Source organism: Streptomyces sp. NPDC050433 (assembly GCF_044458565.1).
Classification (GTDB): domain Bacteria; phylum Actinomycetota; class Actinomycetes; order Streptomycetales; family Streptomycetaceae; genus Streptomyces.
In genome coordinates this window covers 23,272-48,777 of the sequence record NZ_JBITIB010000022.1, presented here as the reverse complement: position 1 = coordinate 48,777, position 25,506 = coordinate 23,272, and the positions used below count along the sequence as shown (strand labels likewise).

20 protein-coding genes and 2 pseudogenes are annotated in these 25,506 nt (G+C 67.3%); 11 read left to right on the top strand and 11 right to left on the bottom strand.

The genetic code is table 11. The features are described 5' to 3' along the window. Positions 1 to 495: 495 nt before the first annotated feature. From ACIBLA_RS25490 to ACIBLA_RS25450, 9 genes and pseudogenes are all read right to left on the bottom strand, one after another. A complete protein-coding gene (locus tag ACIBLA_RS25490) occupies positions 496 to 1,194 on the bottom strand; it encodes a hypothetical protein (protein WP_399199987.1) in 699 nt (232 codons plus the stop codon). Positions 1,195 to 1,810: 616 nt separating this feature from the next. After that, the gene (gene yicI / locus ACIBLA_RS25485) at positions 1,811 to 4,096 is read right to left on the bottom strand and encodes an alpha-xylosidase (RefSeq protein WP_399199986.1); all 2,286 of its coding nucleotides are present in this window, start codon (positions 4,094 to 4,096) and stop codon (positions 1,811 to 1,813) included. Continuing rightward, positions 4,093 to 5,604, bottom strand: coding sequence for a GH1 family beta-glucosidase (locus tag ACIBLA_RS25480; RefSeq protein WP_399199985.1), 1,512 nt, complete (start codon positions 5,602 to 5,604; stop codon positions 4,093 to 4,095). The genes yicI and ACIBLA_RS25480 overlap by 4 nt, the downstream gene beginning before the upstream one ends. Before the next feature lie 15 nt (positions 5,605 to 5,619). Continuing rightward, positions 5,620 to 6,438, bottom strand: coding sequence for a carbohydrate ABC transporter permease (locus ACIBLA_RS25475; RefSeq protein ID WP_363245519.1), 819 nt, complete (start codon positions 6,436 to 6,438; stop codon positions 5,620 to 5,622). A gap of 14 nt (positions 6,439 to 6,452) precedes the next feature. Further along, on the bottom strand, positions 6,453 to 7,454 hold the full coding sequence (locus tag ACIBLA_RS25470) for a sugar ABC transporter permease (RefSeq protein ID WP_363245517.1): 1,002 nt from the start codon (positions 7,452 to 7,454) through the stop codon (positions 6,453 to 6,455). 7 nt (positions 7,455 to 7,461) lie between these two features. Continuing rightward, positions 7,462 to 8,694, bottom strand: a complete 1,233-nt coding sequence (locus ACIBLA_RS25465; RefSeq protein WP_399199983.1) for an extracellular solute-binding protein — start codon at positions 8,692 to 8,694, stop codon at positions 7,462 to 7,464. A gap of 17 nt (positions 8,695 to 8,711) precedes the next feature. Then, on the bottom strand, positions 8,712 to 9,743 hold the full coding sequence (locus ACIBLA_RS25460; RefSeq protein ID WP_399199982.1) for a LacI family DNA-binding transcriptional regulator: 1,032 nt from the start codon (positions 9,741 to 9,743) through the stop codon (positions 8,712 to 8,714). Between the two features lie 364 nt (positions 9,744 to 10,107). Next, positions 10,108 to 10,329, bottom strand: a pseudogene (locus tag ACIBLA_RS25455) (transposase); the annotation flags it as partial. A gap of 290 nt (positions 10,330 to 10,619) precedes the next feature. Next, positions 10,620 to 11,291, bottom strand: a complete 672-nt coding sequence (locus ACIBLA_RS25450; protein ID WP_363245514.1) for a DUF6338 family protein — start codon at positions 11,289 to 11,291, stop codon at positions 10,620 to 10,622. Between the two features lie 344 nt (positions 11,292 to 11,635). On the opposite strand from ACIBLA_RS25450, the gene ACIBLA_RS25445 reads away from it, so the two are divergent. After that, on the top strand, positions 11,636 to 15,265 hold the full coding sequence (locus ACIBLA_RS25445; protein WP_399199980.1) for a CHAT domain-containing protein: 3,630 nt from the start codon (positions 11,636 to 11,638) through the stop codon (positions 15,263 to 15,265). A 471-nt stretch (positions 15,266 to 15,736) separates the two neighbouring features. On the opposite strand, the gene ACIBLA_RS25440 is transcribed toward ACIBLA_RS25445, so the two are convergent. Then, a complete protein-coding gene (locus ACIBLA_RS25440; RefSeq protein WP_399199979.1) occupies positions 15,737 to 16,153 on the bottom strand; it encodes an SRPBCC domain-containing protein in 417 nt (138 codons plus the stop codon). A gap of 359 nt (positions 16,154 to 16,512) precedes the next feature. Continuing rightward, on the bottom strand, positions 16,513 to 16,992 hold the full coding sequence (locus ACIBLA_RS25435) for a GNAT family N-acetyltransferase (protein WP_399200044.1): 480 nt from the start codon (positions 16,990 to 16,992) through the stop codon (positions 16,513 to 16,515). A gap of 61 nt (positions 16,993 to 17,053) precedes the next feature. Between ACIBLA_RS25435 and ACIBLA_RS25430 the strand changes: the two genes are divergently transcribed. The 10 genes and pseudogenes from ACIBLA_RS25430 to ACIBLA_RS25385 all read left to right on the top strand — a co-directional run bounded on the left by ACIBLA_RS25430 (position 17,054) and on the right by ACIBLA_RS25385 (position 25,442). After that, entirely contained in the window at positions 17,054 to 17,443 is a 390-nt protein-coding gene (locus ACIBLA_RS25430; RefSeq protein WP_399199978.1) for a DUF6193 family natural product biosynthesis protein, read from the top strand. Between the two features lie 66 nt (positions 17,444 to 17,509). Beyond that, a pseudogene (locus ACIBLA_RS25425) lies at positions 17,510 to 17,776 on the top strand (hypothetical protein); the annotation flags it as partial. Between the two features lie 67 nt (positions 17,777 to 17,843). Beyond that, positions 17,844 to 18,968 carry a glycoside hydrolase family 43 protein gene (locus tag ACIBLA_RS25420; RefSeq protein ID WP_399199977.1) on the top strand — a complete coding sequence of 375 codons (1,125 nt, stop codon included), beginning with the start codon at positions 17,844 to 17,846 and terminating at the stop codon, positions 18,966 to 18,968. Between the two features lie 117 nt (positions 18,969 to 19,085). Then, positions 19,086 to 20,501: a hypothetical protein gene (locus tag ACIBLA_RS25415; protein ID WP_399199976.1), complete on the top strand. Its 1,416-nt coding sequence runs from the start codon at positions 19,086 to 19,088 to the stop codon at positions 20,499 to 20,501. Between the two features lie 220 nt (positions 20,502 to 20,721). Next, the gene (locus ACIBLA_RS25410; protein ID WP_363245510.1) at positions 20,722 to 21,327 is read left to right on the top strand and encodes a hypothetical protein; all 606 of its coding nucleotides are present in this window, start codon (positions 20,722 to 20,724) and stop codon (positions 21,325 to 21,327) included. A gap of 89 nt (positions 21,328 to 21,416) precedes the next feature. Continuing rightward, entirely contained in the window at positions 21,417 to 22,208 is a 792-nt protein-coding gene (locus ACIBLA_RS25405) for a hypothetical protein (protein WP_399199975.1), read from the top strand. Between the two features lie 38 nt (positions 22,209 to 22,246). Further along, positions 22,247 to 23,020: a DUF427 domain-containing protein gene (locus ACIBLA_RS25400; RefSeq protein WP_399199974.1), complete on the top strand. Its 774-nt coding sequence runs from the start codon at positions 22,247 to 22,249 to the stop codon at positions 23,018 to 23,020. Positions 23,021 to 23,266: 246 nt separating this feature from the next. Further along, a complete protein-coding gene (locus tag ACIBLA_RS25395; RefSeq protein ID WP_399199973.1) occupies positions 23,267 to 23,716 on the top strand; it encodes a hypothetical protein in 450 nt (149 codons plus the stop codon). Positions 23,717 to 23,944: 228 nt separating this feature from the next. Then, a complete protein-coding gene (locus ACIBLA_RS25390; RefSeq protein ID WP_363245506.1) occupies positions 23,945 to 25,159 on the top strand; it encodes a cytochrome P450 in 1,215 nt (404 codons plus the stop codon). An 82-nt stretch (positions 25,160 to 25,241) separates the two neighbouring features. Continuing rightward, positions 25,242 to 25,442 carry a ferredoxin gene (locus ACIBLA_RS25385; protein WP_363245505.1) on the top strand — a complete coding sequence of 67 codons (201 nt, stop codon included), beginning with the start codon at positions 25,242 to 25,244 and terminating at the stop codon, positions 25,440 to 25,442. Positions 25,443 to 25,506 lie beyond the last annotated feature (64 nt).

The following is a 25,506-nucleotide window of genomic DNA, read 5'->3' as shown; positions in this document are numbered from 1 at the left end:
AGTGGCGGTGTGCGTTCCGCGATCGGCTCCGGCGTTCCGGTGTGCTGCACGAGTACGGGTGTGAGAAGCCGCGTTCATCCGTGTCGGAAGGTTGTGGCCTGCGTCCGGTGCGGACACGAGTTCGGGTGGGTCCGGCACGTGAACCGCCTCGTCGCAGTGGACTGTCTCCCGGAGGCGCAGCGGCCAGACTATGTCACCCCGAACCGAAGGGCCACGCCCTGCGACTACGCACAGATCTGCCGGCGATGCGGCGAGACGGACAGCGACGTCGTCACGAGCACGACTGGGATACCCCATGGTGGGGCGGCAGGTGCCGATGCTGCGGCCGGCGGTGGGTCGACGACGGGGACTGACCCGCCATGCCGTCGGGAAGCCCCGCGAGCGCGCGAGCCGGCAGCCTCGTCGGACGGCGGAGCGGGCTTCGTGGGCCACGCACGAGCCGCGGTCGGCGTCGGACACCCTGCCCTGCGATGCGGCTCCGGCACGCTGCCTGTCTCAGGTGCGGGCCGGCGGCGATTCGTCTGCCCGGCCCCGTACGAGACGCGGGGTCCGCCCCACTTCGGGGGCACCCGCGCGAGTCATTCCGACAGCCGTGAACGTCGCCGCAGCTGCTGTGGCGGCAGCAGTGAACGCGACGACCAGCCAGACACCCCCGACAGGGGCGTTCGCCTGCGGCGCTGCGAACCCTCCGGGCACCACGTACACCACGAGCCGGTCTCCTGCCTCCGCGTCGGCGGGGCACGCCTCCCCCATCGGGACGAAGTCAGACTCCCTGAGCGTCCGTTCGAGTTCCGTACCATCGAGCCGCTCCAGCGAGCACTCCCACCAGGATCCAGTGGCCTTCCCCGTCGGCGCGTTCCTCTCATGCCGAACGGCCTTCGTGACGACGGTCTCCAACGGTCTGCCCCACACGTCGAGCACGGCCTGGTCGAGAAACGTCAGCAACCCCACGGCCAGCAGACACTCCACGATTGCGGCCACCCCGAAGTGCCAAGGACCAAGACGGATGAAACACACGGCGATCAGGGCGAACCCCACGCCGAGGAGCAACAGCCCGGCAACGACGGCCACCGCCGGGTGAGGCCACCACGCGGGAACGAGCACTACCGCGACCACGGCCAGCCCGCATGTCAACACCGAAGCGGTGACCCCCACCAGCGCACCGGCCCCCCAAAGCCGTACTCTCCCGCTCACCGACACCTCCCCCACTGCCCAAACGTCCCGTGCTCTTCCCTTCCCGGCCTGCGGGCGGTCCGACCCAAGTGCCGAGCGACTATCCGATGCCATGCAGCAGGTTCTCGGAGGAGTTCTTCGGTTTCGGCGTCCATGTCGACGCCCCCGCCGAGGCGTTCGTTGATTTTCGCGAGGGTGGCGGCGGCGAGCCGGAGGGCGGGCATGTCGCCGGCGGCGTGGTGGGCGAGGGAAGTGGGCGTTGCCGTCGGGGTCCTTGTTGAGCCAGGAGCGTGTACGGGAGATGACGGAGTTGCGCATCTGCTTGTTGCCGGGCTGTCCGGGCCAGAGGGCGTCGTCGATGGCGTGGTGGTCGACGCCCGGGTTCAGGGCGAGGAAAGCGGCGAGTTCGATGCCGCGGCGGCGGTGGTTGGAGTCGAGCCGGCCGGTGGTGCCGTCGACCGCGATGGGCCCAGCAGCAGAACGGCCGGGCCGATGCCGCTGTCCGCTGCCAGCTCCGGTGCGGGCGCGGCTGGTGTGGCGACCGCGACGGAGGCCCCCCTCGGCGGGAACCCGGTGGTTCGTTCGTCACCGTCGCCCCAGGGCGACGGTGACGAACTCCCCAACCACCAGGCCCCATTCAGCCGAGTCGGGCAGTCAGTACCTCTGTTCCGGGGCGGGCGGTCAGCAGCGTGCTCTCGCCCGAGGGCCCGGAGAGCTGTACATGCCAGAGTCCCGTCGCGCCTTCGGCCCACACGGTCAGGTCGTCGCCGTCGCGCCGGGTGTGGAAGACCGCCGCGGTCGAGCCGTCGGGGGCGGGGATCCGCGTGGTCGCGTGGTCTCCGTCCGCCGGTTCGTGGACCCGCAGGGTGACTCCGTCCGCCCAGTCGTAGACCGCGCCTTCGGCGCTCCTCCCGAAGGGGACGACGGAGCCCGGCCGGGCGAACAGGGGCAGACTGTCGAAGCCGTACGTCTCGCGCCGCCAGACCGGGCCGCGCACCCGCTCGCCGGTGAGGAAATGGGTCCAGACGCCTTCGGGCAGGTAGTACTCCACCGTGCCGTTCTCGCTGAACACCGGCGCCACCAGCAGATCGCCCCCCAGCATGTACTGCCGGTCCAGGGTGTGGCACGACGGGTCGTCGGGGAATTCCAGCACCATCGCGCGCATCACCGGTGTGCCGTGCCGGGCCGCCTGCCGGGCCGCCTCGTAGAGGTAGGGCATGAGCCGGTGCTTGAGCCGGGTGAAGTCGCGGGTCACCGCGACGGCTTCCTCGTCGTAGTCCCAGGGCACCCGGTAGGACTTGCTGCCGTGCAGTCTGCTGTGCGAGGAGAGCAGGCCGAACTGTGTCCAGCGTTTGAACACGGCCGGTGTCGGCGTCCCTTCGAAGCCCCCGATGTCGTGGCTCCAGAAGCCGAACCCGGACAGCCCGAGGGAGAGCCCGCCGCGCAGCGACTCGGCCATCGCGCCGAACGTGGACTCGCAGTCGCCGCCCCAGTGCACGGGGAACTGCTGTCCGCCGGCCGTGGCGGAGCGGGCGAAGAGGACGGCCTCGTTCTCTCCTCGTTCCTCGGTGAGCACCTGGAAGACGGTCTCGTTGTAGAGCTGCGTGTAGTAGTTGTGCATCAGCTCCGGGTCCGAGCCGTCGTGCCAGACAACGTCGGTCGGAACGCGCTCGCCGAAGTCCGTCTTGAAGCAGTCCACGCCCTGCCGGGTGAGCGCGCGCAGTTTGTCGGCGTACCAGTCCCTGGCGCCGGGGTGGGTGAAGTCCACCAGCCCCATGCCGGCCTGCCACAGGTCCCACTGCCAGACGGCTCCGTCGGCCCTGCGCACCAGGAATCCCCGCTCGCGCGCCTCCTCGAACAGCGGGGACTTCTGCGCGATGTACGGGTTGATCCACACCGAGACCCGCAGGTCCCGCTCCTTCAGCCGGCGCAGCATCCCCTCCGGGTCGGGGAACACCTCGGGGTCCCAGGTGAAGTCGCACCACTGGTACTGGCGCATCCAGAAGCAGTCGAAGTGGAACACCCCGAGGGGGATGTCACGTTCGGCCATGCCAGTGACGAACCGGTTCACCGTCTCCTCGTCGTAGGAGGTGGTGAAGGACGTCGACAGCCAGAGCCCCAGGGACCAGGCCGGGGGCAGCGCGGGGCGGCCGGTGAGCGCGGTGTAGCGGTCGATGATCTCCTTGGGCGTCGGCCCGTGGATGACGAAGTACTCGACCGACTGGCCGGGGACGCTGAACTGCACCTGGCCGACGGACTCGGAGCCGATCTCGTAGCTGACCCGGCCGGGGTGGTTGACGAAGACGCCGTAGCCGCGGTTGGTCAGATGGAACGGGACGTTCTTGTACGCCTGCTCGCTGGCGGTGCCGCCGTCGGCCTGCCAGATGTCGACCGTCTGGCCGTTCTTGACGAAGGGCGTGAAGCGTTCGCCGAGCCCGTAGACCAGTTCACCTACGTCCAGGGCGAGTTGGCCCACCGAGTGGTGCTCTCCGTCGGGGGTGGTGGCAAAGCCCGTACCGCGCCTGCCCGCCGAGGTCAGCGGCCGGCCGCCGGCCCGGAAGTCGAGTCGCCACGGCGCATCGGTGTCCACCCGCAGGGACAGCGCGCCGCTGGTCAGTTCCACCGCCGAGCCGTCGCGGGTGATCTTGGGGGCGTGGTCGGGGCTGGAGTTCAGTGTGAAGTGGGGGCCGCGGTCGACGCCGCCCGTGTGGTGGCTGGAGCGGACGCCGATCACGCCCTCGGCGGGCGACCAGCATTCGACGGTCAGCAGCGGGCTGTTGAGGGTGTGTCCTCTGTTCTCGACATGCCGGACGGGGGCGTAGAGGGTGAGGCGGCCGTCCTCCACGCGGGTCTCGGCGACCTCGGTGGCGTACGACGCGCTGACGCCGTCGCGCATGAGCCAGTAGCCGTCGGTGAACTTCATCGGTGGTGCAGCTCCTGAGCGGTGGTTCGGGTGCCGGAGTGGGTGCGGTCACGGTCGCCCCCGCGAGCGGGGTGGCGGTCGCGGTGAGCGGCGATCAGGTCGCGGTACCACCCGTAGCTGTCCTTCGGGACGCGTTCCAGAGTGTCGTAGTCGACCCGGACGATGCCGAACCGCTTGCTGTAGCCGCGGGCCCACTCGAAGTTGTCCAGCAACGACCAGACGTAGTAGCCGCGTACGTCCACCCCTTGGTCCATGGCGTCGGCGAGCGCCGCGAGATGGTCGCGCAGGTAGGCCACCCGGTCGCTGTCGTGGATCTCGCCGTCGGTGTCGACCCGGTCGTCCTCGGACGAGCCGTTCTCGGTGATCAGCAGCGGCGGCAGGGCCGGGTAGCGCCCCTTCAGTCCGACCAGCAGATCGGTGAAGGCGTGCGGGACCACGGGCCAGCCCATGGTGGTGCGGCGTACGTCCTGGCGCCACGACTCCTCGGCGCGGATGTCCACGGCGGTACGGGTGGCCGGGTCCCGGTCCCGGTACGGGACCGCGGAGACGGTGATCGGCCGGTAGTAGTTGATACCGACGAAGTCCAACGGTGCCCCGACGAGGGCCAGATCACCGTCCAGCCGGTACGTCCCGTCCACCAGTTCGCCCCACGTCTGTGCCTCGTACGGAGCGTAGCGGCCCGCCAGCAGGGGCTCCAGCCAGACGTCGTTGTGCATCGTCTCCGCGCGCCGCACCGCCGCCAGGTCGGCCTCGCTGTCCGTGGCGGGCAGCAGGACGTCGGGGTTGAGCGTGATGCCGACGTCCGTGGCACCCGCCTCGCGCAGGGCGCGGACGGCGAGCCCGTGGCCCACCAGCAGATGGTGCGCGGCGGCGAGCGCGCCGCGGCCCTCGCGGGCGCCGGGGGCGTGAGCGCCGGCGCCGTAACCGACGAAGGCGCTGCAGTACGGCTCGTTGAGGGTGATCCAGCGGTCCACCCGGTCGCCGAGCCGCTCGGCGGCGATCCGGGTGTAGTCGGCGAAGCGTTCGGCGGTGTCCCGGACCCGCCATCCGCCCCGGTCCTCCAGGGCCTGCGGCAGATCCCAGTGGTAGAGGGTCGCGGCGGGTGAGATGCCGGCCGCGAGCAGTTCGTCCACCAGCCGGTCGTAGAAGTCGAGCCCCTCGGGGTTGCCGGGGCCCGTGCCGTCCGGCTGGACACGGGGCCAGGAGATCGAGAACCGGTAGCTGTCGACACCCAGTCCGCGGAGCAGGGCGACGTCCTCGCGGTAGCGGTGGTAGTGGTCGCAGGCGATGTCGCCGGTGGCGCCGTCGGCGACCCGGCCGGGCTCACGGCAGTAGGTGTCCCAGATGGACGGGGTACGTCCGCCCGCGTCGTGGGCGCCTTCGATCTGGTAGCTCGCAGTGGCGGCTCCGAAGAGGAAGCCGCTCGGGAAACGGGTGAATCCGCGGGTGTCGGCGGTGTCGGGGCCGGCCGGGGCGCTGCGCACCCGGCGGTCGTCGGTGGAACTCATCAGGGGGAGGTGCCTTCACTTGATGGAGCCGCCGGAGATACCGGCGGCGATGTACTTCTGGGCGAGGACGAGCAGGATCGCCGCCGGCAGGGCCGACAGCACGGCGGTGGCCATCACGGCGCCCCAGTCGCTGACATGGGCCCCGACGAACTGGTAGATGCCGAGGGTGATCGGCTTGACGTCGTCGGTGGTGTTGAGGGTCAGGGCAAACATGAAGTCGGACCAGGCGAAGAGGAACGTGAACAGCCCCGCAGTGATCAGCGCGTTGCGGCTCATCGGAAGCACGATGCGCACGAAGGCGGTGAATCGGTTCGCTCCGTCGACCAGCGCGGCCTCGACGACCTCGCCCGGTACGGACACCATGAACGCGCGCAGCAGCACGATCGAGAACGGCAGACCCAGCGACGCGTCAGCGAGGATCAGCCCCAGATAGGAGTTGACGAGGCCCAGTTCCGCGTAGGCGCTGTACAGCGCGTTGGCGATCACGATGCCCGGCACCATCTGGGTGATCAGCGTGGTGAAGACGATGCTCCGGCCGCCGCGCAGGCCGAACTGCGCCAGCCCGTACGCCGCAGGGGCGGCCAGCGCCAGACAGACCACGACCGCGCCGAGCGCCACGACGAGGCTGGTCAGCAGGGACTTGCCCTGGCTGCTGACGGCCGCGTCGAAGTTGGACAGGCTGAGGGAGGTGGGGAACCACTCGGTGGCCGTGATGCTCGTGTCCGGCTGGAGCGCGGTGTTGAGCATCCAGTACACCGGGAAGAGCAGGAAGCCGAGGATGAGCAGCGCGGCTGTGGTGTTCCAGGCGCCGCGCAGGGACGAGGGCCACTTCATCGGTGTCACTCGGATCACTTCCCCGTTCCGAAGTCGGCCCGGTTGGCCCGTAGGTAGAGCACGGCGAAGACCGCGCTGATGACGATGAGGACATTGCCGACGACGGCACCCTGTCCGAAGTCGAGCTGGAGGAAGGAGAGTTGATACGTGACAGTGCCCAGGGTCTGGGTGGAGTCGGCCGGGCCGCCCGAGGTCAGTGCCAGGATCAGGTCGAGGATCTTCACCGTGGACATGAAGCCGAGCACCAGCACGACGGTGATCACCGGTCGCAGCAGCGGCAGTGTGACACTGCGGAACGCGCGCCACGGGCTCGCGCCGTCCAGGGACGCCGCTTCGTAGAGCTGGCGCGGGATCTCCTGGAGTCCGCCGTAGAGGATCACCATGTTGAACGGGATACCGATCCAGATGTTGACCATGATCGCCGAGAGCAGTGCCACGCTGGGGCTGCTCAGCCACGGCACCCCGCCGTCGGCCAGGCCGACGGCCTGGAGTGCGCTGTTGAGGATGCCGTGGTCCTGGTCGAGCACGCGTCGCCAGACGACGGCGGACACCACCATGGGGACCAGCCAGGGCAGGAGCAGGACCGCCCGGATGACACCGGAGAGCCGGAAGCGCCGGGAGAAGAAGACCGCGAGCGCGAGGCCGATGGTGAACTGGCCTGCGAGCGAGCCGATGGTGAACACCGCGGTGTGCCACAGCGAGTCGGCGAACAGTTCGTTGGAGAACACGGCGCGCCAGTTGTCCAGCCCCGTGAAGGGCGCCTCGCCGGTGAAGTACGTCGTCGGTGTGTACCGCTGGAAGCTCATGACGATGTTGCGCACCAGCGGATAGCCGAAGAACAGCGTCATGTAGAGGAGCGCGGGCAGGACGAACAGCCAGCGCAGCAGTGAATGCCGGTCGGGGCGGGGTGTCCTGGGCGCGGGACGGACGGATTTCGCCTGGGCGCCGGTGCGGGAGTCGGAGGAGGAGTCCGCGGCGGGGTCGAAGGACTCGGCGGAGGGGACTGCGGTGGTCATGATGTCCTCACTTCTCCCCGGCCGATGCCTGGCGTTGGGCGTTTCTCAGGGCCTGTTCCGGCCCCGCCCCGCCGGTCAGCACCGACTGGAAGGCTCCGGCGAGTGCGTCGTTGACCACCGGCCAGCGGGTGCCGACCTCGGCGGTACGGGAGCGTGCCGTGGCCACCAGATCGACGAACGGGGCCAGCTCGGGGTACTTCTCGGCGTACGACGCCGCCGCGGACGTCCTGGTGGGCACGTTGTTCACCGACTCGCCCCACGCGAGCTGGTTCTGCTCGCTGTTCAGACAGGTGAGGATCTTCCCCGCGTTCTTCTCACGCCCGCTGTCGTCGCTCTTCGGCACGGCCATCACCGTGCCGCCGATCGGCGCGATCGCGTCCTGGCCGGCCTCGGGAACGGGGATGGTGGCAACGGCCCAGTCGACCTTGTCCTGCGCGCTGAGCACCGGCACCTGCCACGGCCCGTTGATCATCATGGCCGCACGGCCCGCGACGAACTGGTCGTTCACATCCTGCTGGTTCCAGTTGACGACCGACTTCGACACGGATCTGTCGCCCAGCAGCTCCTTCCACAGTGTCAGGGCGGCCTCGCCCTTGCCGTTGTCCAGCCGCGCCTCGTCGCCGCCGCCCGACCAGAAGAACGGCAGGAACTGGTAGACGCCGTCGGCGTTCGGGCTGGCGCTGAAGGCCATGCCGTACGTGCTGCCCGACGTCAGCTTCTTCGCCGTCACGCGCAACTCGGCCCAGGTGGTGGGCGGTTCGACTCCCGCCGCACGCAGCAGGTCCTTGTTGTAGAGCAGCGCGAGGGAGTTCACCGAGCGGGCCACAGCGTACTGCGTCCCGTCGTAACTCCCCAGCGAGATCGCGCTGTCGGAGAATCCGGCGGTGCCCAGGCCCACTTCGTCCAGGGGGCGCAGCCCACCGGTCTCCGCGAACTGAGGCAGTTCCGAGCCGTCCAGTTCCAGGATGTCGGTGAGCGAGTCGGAGGACGCCATCCGCAGTGCCTTCGAGGCGACGGTGTCCGCGGGCACGCTGATCTGTTCGACCTTCAGCCCCAGTGGCTTCGCGCAGCGGTCGAAGAACTTCTGGTTGGCGTCGTGCTCGGCCGCGTCAGTGGCCGAGTTGAGCACGGTGACGGTGCCCGGGTCGGGGGTGGCGGCGCACCCCGTCAGCCCCAGTGTCACTGGGGCGAGCGCGGCCATGGCGGTCGCGATCAACCGTATGCCTCTTGGGCGTTGCATGGTGGTGGGCTCTCCGTTCACGAGGACGGCTCCGAAGGAGGGCCGATCACGCTTCCTGTCGCCATCAGGGGGGCGATCAGCCGGTGTGGGGGTTGTTCTCCCGGGAGGACGGAGCCGTCGGTGCCCATGGCCCCGAGCGCGAGCCGGACCACGGCGGCGGACATCTCCGTCACGGGAAGTTCGATACGGGGCAGCCGCCGGCCGCCCGGGTCGTCGGGGAAGCTGCCGACGAGGACGACGGCCAGGTCCTCGGGCACGCGCAGTCCGGCGGCGGCGATCTCGTCCAGCAGGTGCGGCAGCAGGATCAGGTGCTGGACGACGAGCGCGGTGGGAGCGGGCCTGGCGGCCAGTGCCTCGCGCAGCGCGCGGGCCAGCTTCTCGGGCTCACCGCTGGAGGCCACGACCTTGATGTCGGCGGTGTTCTCGCGGGCCGCGAGCCGGGCGCCGGCCAGACCCCGCAGCGCGTAACCGCGCCGGGCGGCGATCTCGTGCTCGGCGGACGACAGGAAGAGGATGTGCCGGTGACCGGCCGCCACGGCCTCCCGCAGGGCGAGGGCGACGGCGGCCTCCCAGTCGAGATCGACCCAGGGCAGGCCGGGCTCGTCCTCGCTGCGGCCGAGCAGCGCGACGGGGAACTCCTTCTCACGCAGGGCGGCGGCGCGCTGGTCACGCTCCTCCACGGCCATCAGCACGGCCGCGTCGGCCATTCCGCTGCCGACGACACGGTTCATGGCCCCGACACCGTTCAGATCGGTGATCAGCACGACGTCGTAGCCGTGGTCGCGCGCCGCGTCGCTGATGTCTATGGCGAACGTGCCGTCGGTGCCGCGGTACTTGCCGGGCTGCCGTGGCACGGCCAGCGCCAGGACGTTGCTGCGGGCGCTGCGCAGTGTGCGGGCGCTTGCGCGCGGGTGGTAGCCGAGTTCCTCGACGGCGGCGCGGACCGCGGTCCGGGTCTCCTCGGAGATCTTGCGGGACCCGCTCAGCACGTACGAGACGGTGCTGGGGGCCACTCCGGCCCGCTGCGCTACGTCCTTGATGGTGGCCATGCCACTCCCCGGCCAGTGTCGAATCGATTCGTCGAAACGATTCGACAGCGTTTACGTGGGCGTCACATTAAGGCGGTCCGGAAGGGCCGGGCAAGAGCCGGGACGAGATTTGTTTCCTGTCATGCCAAATTCGGAGGACAACGGGCAAGCTCCCCGCGCGGTCCCGTACCAGGCGTCGCGGACCGGGCGGGACTCGAAGACACGACCTGGACCGCGATCCGGCGGCGGACCCGGGCGCGCTGGACCAGCAGACCGGCGACCTCGAGTACGAGCGCCATCTGGAACGGGACGCCTGAACCCGGCACGGACCCGCCCGCACACACGCTCAGAGGACGTTTGATGCAGCCGAATTAATGCTTATGCCCTAGTAGGTCCCTCGCCAGGCGGGTGTGGTCTCGTCCGTTATGCGCTTGGCGAGGTTGTCGGTCGACGCGACGTGGATCATGGCTTCGGAGCTGGTGGTGAGGGTCTCGTAGTCGCGGGCGAGTCGGCGGTGCATCATGATCCAACCGATACTCCGTTCCACTACCCAGCGCCTTTTCACGACGTGAAACCCTCGAACTCCAACCGCCTCAGATCCCCTGGGAGCTGCCCCGGCGATTAATCGCCGGAAGGCTCTGGTGTTGGTTGCGGCCTCGGGACGCCAGGCGGGGCGGTGGGCGCCCCAGTTGGCCCGGAGACCCCCGCAGGGCCGCTCGGCGGCGGGCCCATTGGGGTGTCTCCTGCCGTCGGGAGCGGACTTTGGCCTCGTGGCTCACCGGCCTCGTTGAGGAACCTCTCCTCATTCGGTGTGTAATCGGCAGGTGACTCGGGGCGCTCACTGGCTGGATCCGGCATATGTTCTCCTCTTGCTGATGGTCGGTCACCAGCGTGTGCTCAGTCGCGCGGGATCGGTTCGGCCGCGGTCGGCGCTCCTGCGGATGCGTCCTCGTGCAGAAGTTCAAGCACGTCGAAGTCGGCAGCTCTGACATAAAGACCGGCTGACCGGGTGACGGGCTCGGCGAAGCTCCCATCGGCGCCCATCCGCCATGACTCTTCCAGATATAGCTCAGCGGGCTGCGGATATGACGTTGTGTAAGAGTCGGGCGCATAGCGTCCGCCGGCCCAGGTGCCGTCCCGCAACCGCACGCGTATGTAACAGGGGCCACGGTCGCGGAACAAGTGATCCCAGGCTGTTGGCGTAGACCGGTATCGACCGCGCAACTGCCGCCGTTCCCACCAGGACACCGCGCCGGCCGCCGCTGCGGGAAGCATTGCGAAAAGGATCAACCCGACGATGCCTGCCAGGCGAGGCTGTTGGGCAAGGCCATGCCAGCGGTCACGATTCTCCCCGCCTACCAGATCAAGCAGCTCGGGGCCGGCGACGGCGACGTACAGAGCGTCCAACACGACTGATGCGACTACGGCACGCAACACCCGTTGTCCCAGATCGGCTTCCCGAGGAACCGGCCCCCGCCACCGCTCCCTGAGGAACTGGTACGTGATCCCAGGGAGAACGACAAGCACCAACAGAGCGACTTGGAGCACCGTGGAAGGAGCCTGCCCCATAGATCGCGCCTCCTTGGGCTTCTCTGTCCTCGCCGAAGCTCAGGCTAGCGCCGGCGAACTGTGCAGGCCGGGGAATCGACCGAACCCGTGCGGCTCGACATTCCCCTGGACAAGCAGCTCCAGAGGCAGCGCCGCGGTTGAGGGTGCGTCGCAGCACTCGGCGGGCTTGCGCTGCCTGCATTCCAGGGTCAGGCTCGGGTGGTCGGACGGTCGCGGTTGCACCACGCCGTGACCAGGAAAGTCGGACATACATGACTCAGCAAGGCTCTCTCGGGGGTACTGTGCGCGATCGACTCCTTGCCGCGGCCAGGTCACGGCTCCAAGACATCGCCGTAAGTGGCGACTTGCTCCTGATCGCCCAGCCGGAGGTGATCGAAGAGGTTCAGGGCCTCTTTGCGGTGGTGGCTGCCGACACGCAGGACATCGAAGCGCAGCGGACTCTCGGCTGTTTGTGTTGGTACCAGTGGGTCCATTCGTCCGGGGGGCAGATCGACGACAATCTGCACTGGGCCGCTGCTCTGATGCTTGCCCCTCACAAAGCCGGCCATGGACCATTTCCCGAGCCGCTTCTTCCGGTACTCGAACGCATCAACGAAGAACCAGAGCGTTCCGGAGAGGAGGGCGTTCAAGCGCTCAAGAACGCATTGAGCTCATTCCTGGATCAGCTCATGGGGGCAGCAGCCGAATTATGGAGTCGCAAGATCGCCACTGTAACGGAGGTGAACAGTGAACGGTCTGAATTTGTCGGAATCCGCGGAGAGGTCCTCTTCAACCGCTTCAGGCTCACCAAGAACGCGGAATATTTACAGCTGGCCATCACCGCCACGCAGGAAGCGGTCGCCACAACGCCGGAAGGTGTCGGCAGGCAGCTGCGGCATATGGAGCGACTCTGTCAGATGCTATATGAAAAATTTGTCTTGACAAGGAATCCCAAGGACGTGTCCACGGCGATTTCTGCCGCGCAGGAAGCGGTGAATACCGCGCCAGTGGGCGACGCAATCCGCGCTCGCTTCTTGAATCTGTTGAGTGTATTCCTCTCGGACAGAGCCCGGCTTACCGAGGGATTGGAGGACCTGAACGCAGCCGTGTCAGTGGGTCGAGAAGCCGTTACAGCCAGCCTCAACGACACGTCTCATCAATCCAGGTACCTCGCCAACCTCTGTGGAACCCTGACCGAGCGATACCGAAGGACAGCTGCCCTCGAGGATCTCGATGCAGCAGTGACCGCAGGAAGCAGCGCGATCAAGTCTGCGACTGACGAAGAATCTCGCGCCACGGCTAAACACAACCTCAGTATCGCAGCCGGTTTGAGAGCGAACGCAACAAGGGAGACATTCAACTACGAAGATCTCGCAGCCAACTCGACTGAGATCCTCAACGCCTATATCTCCGTATTGCGAAATGCGGCCGAGGATAATCCCGGCCAAAATCCAACATTACTCGGCAACCTGCTGGGTGCACGATTCGAAAGAACTGGCGCAATGGAGGATATCGACGAGTCAATCGCCCTCCTTCGGGAGGGGGTCGCCGACGCTCGCACGGGTGACCCCGACCGTGCGGCAGATTTCGCCAACCTCGGCGTGTCCCTATTCCGGCGCTTTGAGCAATCCGGCCGAGCCGGCGACCTGGACGCTGCGGTAGCAGTCACGGGAACAGCACTCACAAATGCACACGACGACCACCCGGCGCGAACCTTGTGGCTGCTCAACCTCGGCGATGCATTGCGAGCACGATCAGAGCGAAGGGAGACGGCCGACAACTCCATAGCGGATCTGAAGGCTGCGGCAGGGGCTACCCAAGAAGCACTGGGCCGTACATCCGAAGATGATCCCCAACGCGCCCGGGCTCTCGCCTCCCTGACCGCGATCTTCACTCAACGGTTTGAAAGAACAGAAGTTCTCGACGACCTGAACAGGGCGGTGTCTGCCGGAACAGCAGCAATCGCCGCAGCATCCAACGCTGATCCCACTGATCGTTCAGGGATCTTGAACAATGCAGGCCTCGCGCGATTCATCCGATTCAAGCAGGCAGGTGAGATCGAGGACGGAAATCAGGCCGCAACTATTCTCCAAGAAGCGGTTGACGCCACACCACAAGACCACCCCGCTCGCGCCCCTCATCTCCACAACCTGGGCGCTGCCCTGTCGGAGCGGGCGAAATGGCGCAAGGGCCGGGCAGATGAGGCATCGGCACTGGCTGACAAGCGCGAAGCGGCAGAGAAGTGCGCGGAAGCTGCACGGGTACCAGGCGCAGCGGCTTGGATACGTGTCCTCGCAGCTCGGCTTGCGGGATCGCTGCTCGCAGAGACGGACCCGTCGCGCGCAGCCGACCTCCTCGAAGCAGGCGTGCGACTATTGCCAGAAATCGCGCCACGCCAGCTCGACAGAGCCAGTCAACAGCAAATGCTCAGCACTTTCACCGGCCTGGCCAGCGAAAGTGCCGCATTGGCACTCGATGTCAGGACCGGGGGCACCAAACGTACCCGAGCTGAACGTGCATTAGGATTACTTGAAATGGGGCGAGCGGTATCACTCAGTCAGGTAATCGAGACTCGAAGTGATTTAACGGACCTCACCGAGCAGCATCACGAACTCGCAGCGAAGTACATCGCACGACGCGATCATCTAAGCGCTATCAGGGTCAGCGCCGCCTCAGCCTCATCCACAACGCACCAGATTGCAGCCGCATCACGGCAGGATTATCCTGAGGCGCAGAGGAAATCTGCTGAAGCATTCGACAGCGTACTCGAAGAGATCCGCTGCACGCCTGGGTTCGAAGGATTCGCTCTGCCTGCCCGGCCTGACGAACTTTCCCAATTCGGTAAGGACGGCCCCGTAGCCGTGATCAATGTCGCTGCTCATCGCTGCGACACCATCCTGATCAGGCCCAATGACGCTATCACTTCGGTAAGCTTGCCAGAAATCACGCCAATTATCGTGACTGATAAGGTTCGATCCTTCCACCTCGCACTGCATGCTATGCAGCGAAAGGATGGGAGCCGCGACGACAGAGAAGACGCACAGGAGAGCATCCACGAAATTCTCGAATGGCTATGGGATGCTATTGCTGATCCAATTTTAAGAGCGCTTGACCTCAATGGTCGGAATACAGCGGGCGACGTCGACGATTGGCCACATATGTGGTGGGTACCGTGCGGCCTCCTGAGCTTGCTCCCGATCCACGCCGCCGGATACCACCGACGAGAGTCCAATCCACCTGAAAGGGACCCCGATGGTTCAGGCCCTGCCCCACGTGCTGTAATTGACAGAGTAGTCTCCTCCTACGCTCCGTCCGTGCGCACTTTGGGCTACGCCCGGGAGCAGAATAAGCCTCCGGTAACTCCCGACCAGGCTTTGATCGTGGCTATGCCCACCACTCCCGGCATGAGTCCACTCCGTAATGCAGCAAAGGAAGCGTTGCTACTCAAGAGTGAATACTTCCCTGATGCCACCCTCTTCATCGAGGACGAAGCGAATCGTTGCTCCAGCACCTCACCCACTAGGGGCAATGTACTCAGGCAGCTCGCCCATTGTTCAGTGGTGCACTTCGCGTGCCACGGCATCAGCGACCTTACGGACCCCGCTCATAGCCGGCTGATCCTGCACGATCATGACAGCGACGCGCTCACGGTGGAAAGTCTTGCCGCCGAACATTTTCACGACGCAAGACTGGCTTTCTTGTCCGCCTGTCAGACTGCCCTCAATCGCAAGACCTCACTGATCGACGAGGCCATCCATATGACGTCGGCACTTCAACTCAGCGGTTTCCCGCACGTCATCGGAACTTTATGGGAGGTAGATGACCGGATCGCATATGAAGTTGCCGCCGACTTTTACTCCCGTCTGCGTGCCGACAACCACATCCTCGACACCAGAAAATCCGCGTGGGCCCTCCACCACACGGTCCGAACCCTTCGCGACCAGCTCCGCAACGTCCCCTCCATCTGGGCCGCGTACCTCCATGTCGGTGCGTAGGTTTATTGACCACGGGCGTTGTCCGAGCGCCTTCTGGAATGACGCGATGGTCGGTCTCGACGCGCGATTCCGAGGCGCGTACTTCGAGGTGCCCGCAAGGTCAGTACGTGAGTCGAAGGCACCGCCGTTGATGGTGACGGAGCTGTCCTCGTCGGCGTCTTCGTCTTCTCCAACTGCCTTAGCTGTTGACGCAGTTCGGTCAGCTCCGCGACCTCCCGCAGACGCTCCGCGTTCCGCAGTCGCCCGGTCCAGCGGTGGGCCCGGTTGAGATCCAGGACGTGGTGATCGAGTCAGAGACTACCGAGCACGGCCCTTGGCGGTCGGGCACCGTCTACTTCCACCTTGGGGATCTGCATGGGGAGACGGCCGACACCGCCGGGACGTCTTCGCAGAAGCGCTCGCTCCACCTGACCTCCCTCCTGTCGGAGAGGACGAACTGCACAAGCGATGCCGCGTGGACGATGCACAAGCTCAGACTGCTGCCAGGAAGGCGGTGAGGCCGTCCAGGAGCATGTTGCTGCCGAACTCGGACTGGTCGCGCTCCTCGGTACTCCCGAAGGTCTGGGACAGGGTGATCCGGGTGTGGTCGCCGGCGGCGGCAAGGTCGAGGGTCATCAGGACGAGCTCCTCGCGGCCCGGAACGCTCATGCCGATCACCAGTCGCTTGTTCTCAACGACCTCGGTGTAGCGGCCGGACAGCGGGACGCGGGTGCCGCCGGGGATGACCATGACGGAGCTCCAGGCACCGCCCGGCCGGACATCGAGGACGACCTCCTCGGCACTGGCCCACTGCCCGTACTGGTCGGCTCGGGTCCAGGCGGCCCAGACCTGCTCGACCGGCGCCTCCAGGGCGCGGGTGATGACGTAGTCGAAACCGGTGGTGGTCATGGCTGTCTCCTTCTGATCGATCCCGCAGTGCGGGGTCAAGATTCCCTTTCACAGAGAACGTCGGAGCCGATGGCACGTTCTCGACATCGCCCGGACACAGATCTGGGTCTGAGAATTCGGTCGACGTCCAGGGACTCGCCCGGATCGAAGTGAACGGTCGTCGGGATGGCACCCTCCGCCTACGGGTCGGGCCGCGGACGGTGTCGTACGTCGTCATGCCCAGCCCAACAAACCGGCCGACTACCGCGAGCGACGCGCGGTCGGGTGTGGGATCAACCGTCTCAAGGGGCATCGCGCCGTCGCCACGCGATACGACAAGCCGGCCGTCCTCTACGAGGCGACCATCCTCATCGCAGCGATCACCCAGTGGCTGTGACGTGCTGGTTCGACGACAGGCTGAACACCCGCACTCGGCGACCGCAGCTGGGATCGTTGGCCTCTCCGACCAGGTGCATCCCCAGTTTGGTCATGATCCGTTCGGATGCGTCATTGCCCACCTGAGCGACGCTGACGATCCGCTCCAGCCTTCGGTCTTCGAACCCGAACCGTACAGCGGCCGCGGCGGCCTCGGTGGCCAGGCCCTGCCCCCAGTGGGACCGGCCGAGCCGCCAGCCGACCTCAACCGCGGGCAGTAGCTCAGGCATGAAGTCGGGGACTGAAAGGCCGGTGAACCCGGCCAGTTCGCCAGTGGAGCGGATCTCCACGGCGAACAGCCCGAAGCCGTGCGCGTCCCACTCGCGCTCCATTGCCTCGATCCCGCCGCGAGTCTGCCGTTCGTCACGGACGCTGCCGTCGCCGATCCACCTCATGACCTCAAGGTCTGCATTGACAGCGGCCATCGGCACAACAGCTCGCCGCGCGGCGCAGCCACCCGATCGGGGCGCAGCGGAGAATCCGAACATGACGACGAACGCCTCAGGCACAGACAAGGTGGAAGCGGCCTGGAAGAGGCTGCTCGGCTCCGACCAGGTGAGCGCGGAGTTGGTCGCGGCGGCATACGCCGAGCCACGACTACGGCAGCTCTTCCCCTGGATCGGTATGTGGGAGCTGCATTTCAGTCGCTGTACTGAGCAGCGCTGGACGTGGGACGTGCCCTATATCGGCCCAACGGCGGCCGGCTCGGACCACGCCGGGCCGTACTACGTCGAGGGACCTTCACGGTCTCAGAAGATCGGTAGAGCTGATACGGCACAGGAGGCGGTCGCCATGGTCGTTGAGCGACTGCCGTCCCACTGCGGACCCGCGTTCAATGGCACACCCGAGCAACTCTCCACGCATGAGAGCACGTAAAGCTGTGATCGATTGGCTACCTCGGCAGCGCCCTCGCCCGGATCTCTCTCCCCTCCCGCCGGCGTCGGCGCGCCGCCGCCCCATCTGGTCGACTTCGCTCACGAGATCGACGAAGCCTGGTTGGAGGGCGTCACCACCGTGGGTCTGGCCTCCGGCGCCTCCGCCCCCGAAGTCCTGGTCGACGGCGTGCTGGAATCGCTCGCCGAGCGCGGCTACGACGATCTCGATACCGTGACGACCGCCCTCCCGCACGAGCTGCGTCGCGATCTGCGATCGCACCACAACTACCGTGCGGGAATGGACTTCGGGGTCGAAAACCGGCATTCGTATTGACGACCTCTCATCGCGTGGGGATGATCTGAGAGCGCTTTCTGTCGTGGACATGATCAGGAGGAACCTGATGTCCCCCACCCGATGGCTCGCAGGCATCGCTCCGCTCGGACTCATCGGCACACTCGTCTTCGGGCAAGTCGTGACCACCGCCGAACCCACCGAAGCCGTCACTCGGGTGACGGACAATCAGGAAGTGACGGACGGTCAGCCGTCCACGCTCGGCCGCCCCCTCGTCGGCGGCGCCGACCCGAGCGTCATCAAGGTCGGCGACCTCTATGTCTCCGCCAAGTCCGTTGACGGCGGCATCGCGGTACGGTCGGCGTCCACCATGGAGGGCGTCGCCACCGCGCCCAAGCATCAGGTGTGGCGGGACACCGGCGGCCTCGGCGAGGTCTGGGCGCCGGAGATCGTGCACCATGATGGTCAGTACCGCATCTACTTCGCCGCGGGCACCGGTGCGGCCCACCGGATGTACCACATCAGCTCGGTCAGCCCGGACACCGGCTACTCCGCCGCCACCAAGGTCGCTCTGCCCGACGACAAGTGGGCCATCGACGGGGTGCCGTTCACCTTCGGCGGCCAGCGGTGGTTCGTGTGGTCGGGCTGGGCCGGCGACACCAACGTCGAGCAGAACCTGTACATCGCGCGGATGAGCGGTCCCACGACGACCACCGGCGCCCGTTACATCATCTCGCAGCCGCGCGAGCCGTGGGAACGGGTAGTGGGCAACCCGTACATCAACGAGGCGCCCCAGCCGATCGTCGACCCCAGCGGGCAGTTGCACGTCGTGTACTCCGCGAACGGCAGTTGGAGCGACCAGTACTGCATCGCCGATCTGCGGCTGAGGGCAGGCGGCGATCCGACGTACGTGTGGGACTGGTACAAGAGCAACGGCTGCCAGTTCGGTTCGCACTCCTCGACCATGATGTCGGGCTGGGACCCCACACTGAACGTCGACGGTCCCGGCCACCACACGTTCGTCCTGCCGCGCGGTGACGTCGCCGCCGGCCCGCCGTCCGGCAACCGGTTCCCGACGATGTTCCACGCGGTCGCCAAGGGCACGCCGTACTCGTGGGCCAACCGTTACTGGTACAGCGGCACGGCTGTCTGGTGGGGCAACACCACCTATCGCCGGGCCAATGTCCCCGGCGCTCCCACCAACGTCGGGTACGGCCTCAAGTTCTTCGAATGACAACCCTTCCCCCGGCGCGCCCGGGGCCCGCCGCGCCCGCCTCCGCGCGGCGCCGGTGCGCCGCGGGCAGCCGGGCCGCTTCGTTGTCCGATGCCTCTCGCGAGTAGGAGCCCAGCCATGTTCGACCTGCCGCCGCTTTCCCGACGCCGCTTCCTCGGAACAGCGGGTGCGATCGGGCTCGCCGGTGCGTTCGGAGCCGTTCCGACGGGCACCGCCGCGGCAGCGGACGGAAGCCGCGTCGTACCCGTCAACTGGCCGAGCCTGGGCTCCTATTCGGGGTCGGACGCGGCCGGAACCCGCGTAACAGCCATCCTCGCCGGGAGTGCCCGTTACCTGATCGGACCCTGGTACGCCGCCACCTACACCCACTATCTTCCCGACGGCTACATCGACCTCCAGGGAACCGACGAGCGGGCTGTCCGGCTGCCCGCCATGGCCGCGGTCGCCGCCACCACGGCACTGGTCACCGGCACCTACGACCCCCGGACGCTGTCGGCCGCCAACGCCACCATCCGCACCCGCAACCTGATCCGGACCCTCGCCGCCCGGCACCTGGCCAACAACACCAATGCCGCGACCCGTTGGGGCGGCGGATGGCAGACCGCCCTGTGGGCGTACTACGCGGCTCTGGCGGGCTGGCTCTTCTGGGACGAGCTGGACGCCGCCGCGCGCGATCATCTCGTGGCGATGCTGGTGTGGGAAGCGGACCGGCTCACCACCGGCAACAGCCTCCACCTCATCGGCACCAGCGGCGATGAGCTGTACATGACCCGCCGGGACGGCACCGTCGTGACTCCCGGGGACAGCAAGGCGGAGGAGGACAACTGGAGCGCCGCCGCACTTTCCCTGGCCGCTTCGATGATGCCGAGCCATCCCGATGCCGCCCGCTGGACACGTCGTAACGTCGAGCTCCTGCTTGCCGCGGCGGCCAGGCCGGCGGACCTCACCGGCCGCGAGACCATCAACGGTATCCGGCTGTCATCCTGGTTGCGGGGAACGAACATCGCCGACGACGGAACGCTGGAGAACCACGCGCGGCTGCACCCGCTGTACATGGTGGCCTTCGACCAGAGTCTCTACCAGGGCTTCGTCTTCGGCCTCGCCAACCGGGCGGCGCCGAGGGCCGCTCTGCACAACATCAAGCAGACGTATTCCGCCCTGGTCGACAAGGAGTTCCCGCTGCCGGGCGGAGGCACAACTCCCATCTACCGACCGGGCTCCGCGGAGATCCACTACCCCGAGGGCAACGACTGGGGTACGCATTTCCCCTTCTACTTCGGCAACTTCGACCTGCTGGTCTCACTCACCGGCCAGGACCGTGGCATCACCCCGCGCGCCGCCGAGTGGGAGCGACTGCACAACGACGCCCAGCTCGCCCTCATGTCCCGCTTCGCCGACGGCCGAACCTACGGCGCCGCCGGGGAGAACACCTATTACGGGCGGGAGCACCGCATCGGTGCCATGGCGGGGCAGCTGTATCTCACGCTGTTCCTGGCCCGCAATTCGACCGGCAACCGACTGCGCTGGAGGTGAGACCGGCCCCAACCGGCGGTCGGCCGCCTCCTGTTGTGCGGTGTCGATCCGGCGGAGCCAACGTTCACAACCGGACTACGGCCTATTGGGGTGAAATGCCCGTGCCGTAGATACAGTCGAAGACCTGTACCCGGCCAGGGGGTGGCCGGCGGAGCAGGAGGGGGTACGCGTGCAGTCACGCTTCCGGCACAGTGTGAGCAGACCTTTTTTCATCACAGCCGTGGTGGTAGCCGTTTTCTTCGGCGCCGCACTGAGCGTCCAAGCGGCCAGTTTCGACAACATGTTCAAGACCGACAACACGGACTGGAACTGCCACGACGGTGAACCCGGCGAGAGCTTCCACTGTCGCACCGACAACGGCTACCTCACCTTCGGTATCGAGCCCGGCATGACGTCGACCGGCGACAGCGACGTGCGGGAGGCCATGCGCGACGAGTACGGCCCCACGGACCTCGAGGTGCATGAGCACCGTGGCAGCGACATCGTCTACAGCGGCTCAAGCGAGACAGACATCATCTTCGACTACAACGACCCTCCACTGCCTTCCAATGTGCTGGGCAGGACGTGGTGCAACGACGCGACCAGCGACTACGAATGCGACCAGCACTACATCAGCTTCGACAACAGCAACAGTGACCCGTGGAAGGCAACTGTCTGCCATGAAGCCGGACATGCGGTCGGCCTCACCCACGGCGAGTACGCATCTCCCGATCAGGGCAACGGCATCAGCGCCTTGGGCTGCGTACGCACCCCGCTCCAGAGCGGCTACCGGGACCTCGGGTCCCACAACGTCGGCCAGATCAACGGTGCGTACGCCAAACCGTGACCGGTCGCCCTCCATGGTGAGGAACCGAACCTGACGAGAGGTCGTCAAAGGGGCGAGCCGCGCCAAATCCTCCGGAAGGGGCATCCGACATGTTCCGTACGACCACCGAACGGGCTGCCGCAGGCGGCCACCGCTGGCTACCCGCATCCCGCCGCGGGCGCGTGACCGCCCTCGCCGTCGCGGTTGCCGTAGCGGCCGGAGGAACCTTCGCCGGTGTCGCCGCCACCGGCGACGACGGTGACAAGGGCCCGCGGGTTGTCGCGGCCGGCTCGGCCGAGGCATACGAGACGGTCACCGCGTCCGACTGGGTCACCCATGGGGACCATGCCGTCGTCCTCAGCGTGGTGCCCGGCAGTGAGCACAAGAGCTCCACCCCTGAGGACGAGAAGGACAACGGAGAGGGCCACGTCCCTCGTACCGCCACGATGAAGGTCGACGAGGTGCTGTGGTCCAAGCCCGGCGCTGAACCGGCACCGACCACCTTCGAGATGCAACTCCTCGGCTGGTGGTGGGAGGGAGACAGCCAGAGGGAGTTCGCCTGGCAGGGCGAGCCCCGGTTCGAGGAGGGGCACAAGTACATCGTCCTGCTGGTCAAGGGCGACGGCGAGTGGGGCGCCACCACGCATGCGATGCCGTACGACAACAGCAAGGTCGGCAACGGCGAGATCGCCGGCAGCGTCGTCTCCGCCCGCGGCACCGGCGAACTGGAGGGTCTGGCGAAGGACGCCGACGGCAAGGACGCCGCCGCGGTGAAGCAGCTTCTGAACGCGGCCCAGCCGGAGAAGTTGTCACCGAGGGCGACCAGGTCAGCACGCTCGCACGGCTCGACTCTCCGGGACGCACCGCCTGCCCCGTGGCGAGCCGTGGGTCTGCGACGCTGACGGGGCGTCGTATCACCGCCTCTGAGCCAGGAGCAGCCATGACGGACACCGCGCCGGGTCATCCCCGGCCGATCGCCCCGGTCGGGCATGTCGAGCCGGTACCCCGGCGTATCCGAGCCTTCGTGGGTGGGCGGGCGGTGATTGACACCGTACGGGCGCGGTACGTGTGGGAGTGGGCGGGCTACCCGCAGTACAGCATCCCGCTCGACGACGTGGCCGAGGGTGCCCTCCTCGACGAGGATCATGTCGAACGGCTGACGCCAGGCACGGCGCGGCGGCAGGCGCTGCTGGCCGGCGGTCGCTCGCGGCCCGCCGCGGCGTGGCTGTGGGGCGACGACGCGCCCGATGGCCTCGCAGGCACGGTCCGGTTCGAGTGGGACGCGCTCGACGCGTGGTTCGAGGAGGACGAGGAGGTCTTCGTCCACCCGAGGAGCCCCTACACGCGTGTGGACGCGCTCCGTTCGAACCGGGTGGTGCGCGTCGAGCGGGACGGCGTGGTACTGGCCGACGCGCCGTCATCGGTGATGGTGTTCGAGACCGGACTGCCCACTCGCTGCTACCTCGACCGCACGCACGTCGACTTCACGCGTATGACGCCCACCGACACGGTCACCGCCTGCCCGTACAAGGGCCAGACGAGCACCTACTGGTCGGTCGACACCGGCGCCGCCACCCATCAGGACCTGGCCTGGTCCTACGACTTCCCGACCCGCCAACTGACGCCCATCGCAGGCCTCGTCTGCTTCTACAACGAGCGGGTCGACATGTACATCGACGGAACGCCGCAGCCTCGGGCGGTCCCGGCACACTGACCCTGGCGATCCCCACGAGTGGCGGGAGGATCAGCCCGAGGGCCGCGAGGACTTCCAGTGCGCCGATCATCCTGATCCGGGCCGGGGCGAAGTCCTCGGTCCAGGCGAGGCCGGAGGCGGCCAGTTGTTGCGCGGTGCGGGCGAGCTAGAAACTTCAACCTTCGAGTGATCGTACTCCATATTCACTTCACGCTTAGATAAAACTCGGGATGCATTTACTTTTAGCTTGAGGTATACTAAGCGGAAGTGCGGTTCGGGAAGATCGATGTGCTGGAGTTCTCCCCGCATGCGGGGCTGACCATGACCTCGCCCCGGGAAGTGACACTGGAGACCCTGCGCCCGCAGGTCGACAGCCTGCTCTACGGGGCGGTCGCCGCCACCCAAGCCGTCCTGCCCGCGATGCTCGAAGCCGGTTCCGGCACGCTGCTGTTCACCACCGGTGGCGGTGCGATCAGCCCCTACCCAGTGCTCGCCACCGCCAACATCGCCCAGGCCGGGCAGCGGAATTGGGCGATCAACCTGCACAACACCCTTGGGGAGAAGGGCATTTACGCCGCCAACGTGGCCATCAACCTCATGATCGGCACAGCGGCCCAGGCCCCCGAAGGTGTCCCCTTCCGTGCGCCGGACGAGATCGCCCAGGATTACTGGGACCTGCACACCCGTTGCGACACGGCCGAACACCTCATCGGCTGACCGGCCCCGGGAGGCTGCAAGAGGTCGGCGAGGGCGGGGAGAACACCTCCCGCCTGTGGGAGATCCCGGTCCGGGCCGTGCCCGGCCGGAATGCGTCCCTCACTTCCGATAGCTGAGTATCGGTTGTGTTACGCTCCGAACAAGAGATAGTCAGTTATCACTTAGTGGTGGGCGCGCGCCCGCAGACGGCGGCCCCACCCCTCTTGGCGCACGCCAGCGAGGAGAGAAATGACCGCCCCCACCTCCGCACCGCAGCTGCCCTTCGCCCGCCCCAACGCCCTTGACCTGGCGCCCCTGCTCACTCTGCTGCGCGAACAGGGCCCACTCGCGCCGGTGACGACCCCAGCCGGTGACCCGGCCTGGCTGGTGACGGCCTACGACGAGGCCCGCGCGATCCTCGGCGACAAGCGGTTCGGGAAGTCGCACCCCGCTCCCGAGCAGGCGTCCAAGATCTCCGGTGCCGCGATCCAGTCCGGGCCCACGGGCACCTTCGAGGACGAGGAGCGCGAGCACGCACGGATGCGCAGGGTCCTCACTCCCGCCTTCTCCGCCCCGCGCATGCGGCGACTGATGGACCGGATCGAGGAGTTGACAGAGCGCTGTCTCGACGAGATGGAGCAGGCGCGCGCCCGCGCCCCGCGGTCGCCGGTGAATCTGCACGACTTCCTGTCGTTCCCGCTGCCCGTGCAGGTGATCTGCGAACTCCTCGGCGTACCGCAGTCCGACCGCGACCTGCTGCGCGACTGGTCCGACCGGATCGGCATGCTCGACGGCGGCGCCGACGCGCAGAAGGCCATGGCCGACTTCCAGGCGTACATGGGCCGGCTGGCCCTGACCAAACGCGAGCGTCCCGGCCAGGACGTCGTCACGGACATCCTCAAGGTGCAGGCCGAGGACCCGACCTTCACCGAGGACGACATGACCCGCCTCGCGGCGGGCCTGCTGTTCGCCGGCCACGAGACGACCTCGACCCGTATCGACTTCGGCACCCTGTTCCTGCTGAGCGATCCCGCGCGGCGGGACCGCTTCGCCGCCGACCCCGAGGGGCTGGTCCATTCCACGGTCGAGGAGATCCTGCGCATGTCCGCCCCCGGCGGCCTCGGCCTGATGCGCTACGCCCGCGAGGACGTCCAGGTCGGCGACACCACCGTCGCCCGCGGTGACGCCGTCCTCATCGCGATCAACGCCGCCAACCGGGACGACGCCGCGTTCGCCGAGCCGGACGCCTTCGACGCGTCGCGCTCCCCCAACGCGCACCTGGCCTTCGGCCACGGCGGCCACTACTGCATCGGCAACGCCCTGGCCCGCACCGAGATGCGGATCGCCTTCACCGCGCTGTTCCGCCGCTTCCCCGGCCTGCGTCTCGCGGCCGACCCGCACGCTCTGCCCGAGCACTCCGAACGGCTGACCGGCGGTGTGGCCGAGGTACCCGTCGAGTGGTGACCCCTTCCCGGCGCCCCCTGCCCTGGTAGAAGAGGAAGCGATCCCCGGTGGAGGAATCCCTGTTGAAGGTGGAGGAGACGGCATGAAGGTGGAAGTCGAGCAGTCCAAGTGCGTGGCGTCCGGGCAGTGCGCCATGACGGCGCCCACGGTCTTCGATCAGAACGACGACGACGGGACGGTCGTCGTCCTCGATCCCGTCCCGGCGGCCCCGGTGCACGGCCAGACGAGGCAGGCCGCGGCCATGTGCCCCGGCTCGGCCATCGTTCTGCACGACGCGCCGTAGTTCCGTAGAACACGTTGGCCCCGTAGAACCGGCCCCGGCGGAGGGTTTCTCCTCCGCCGGGGCC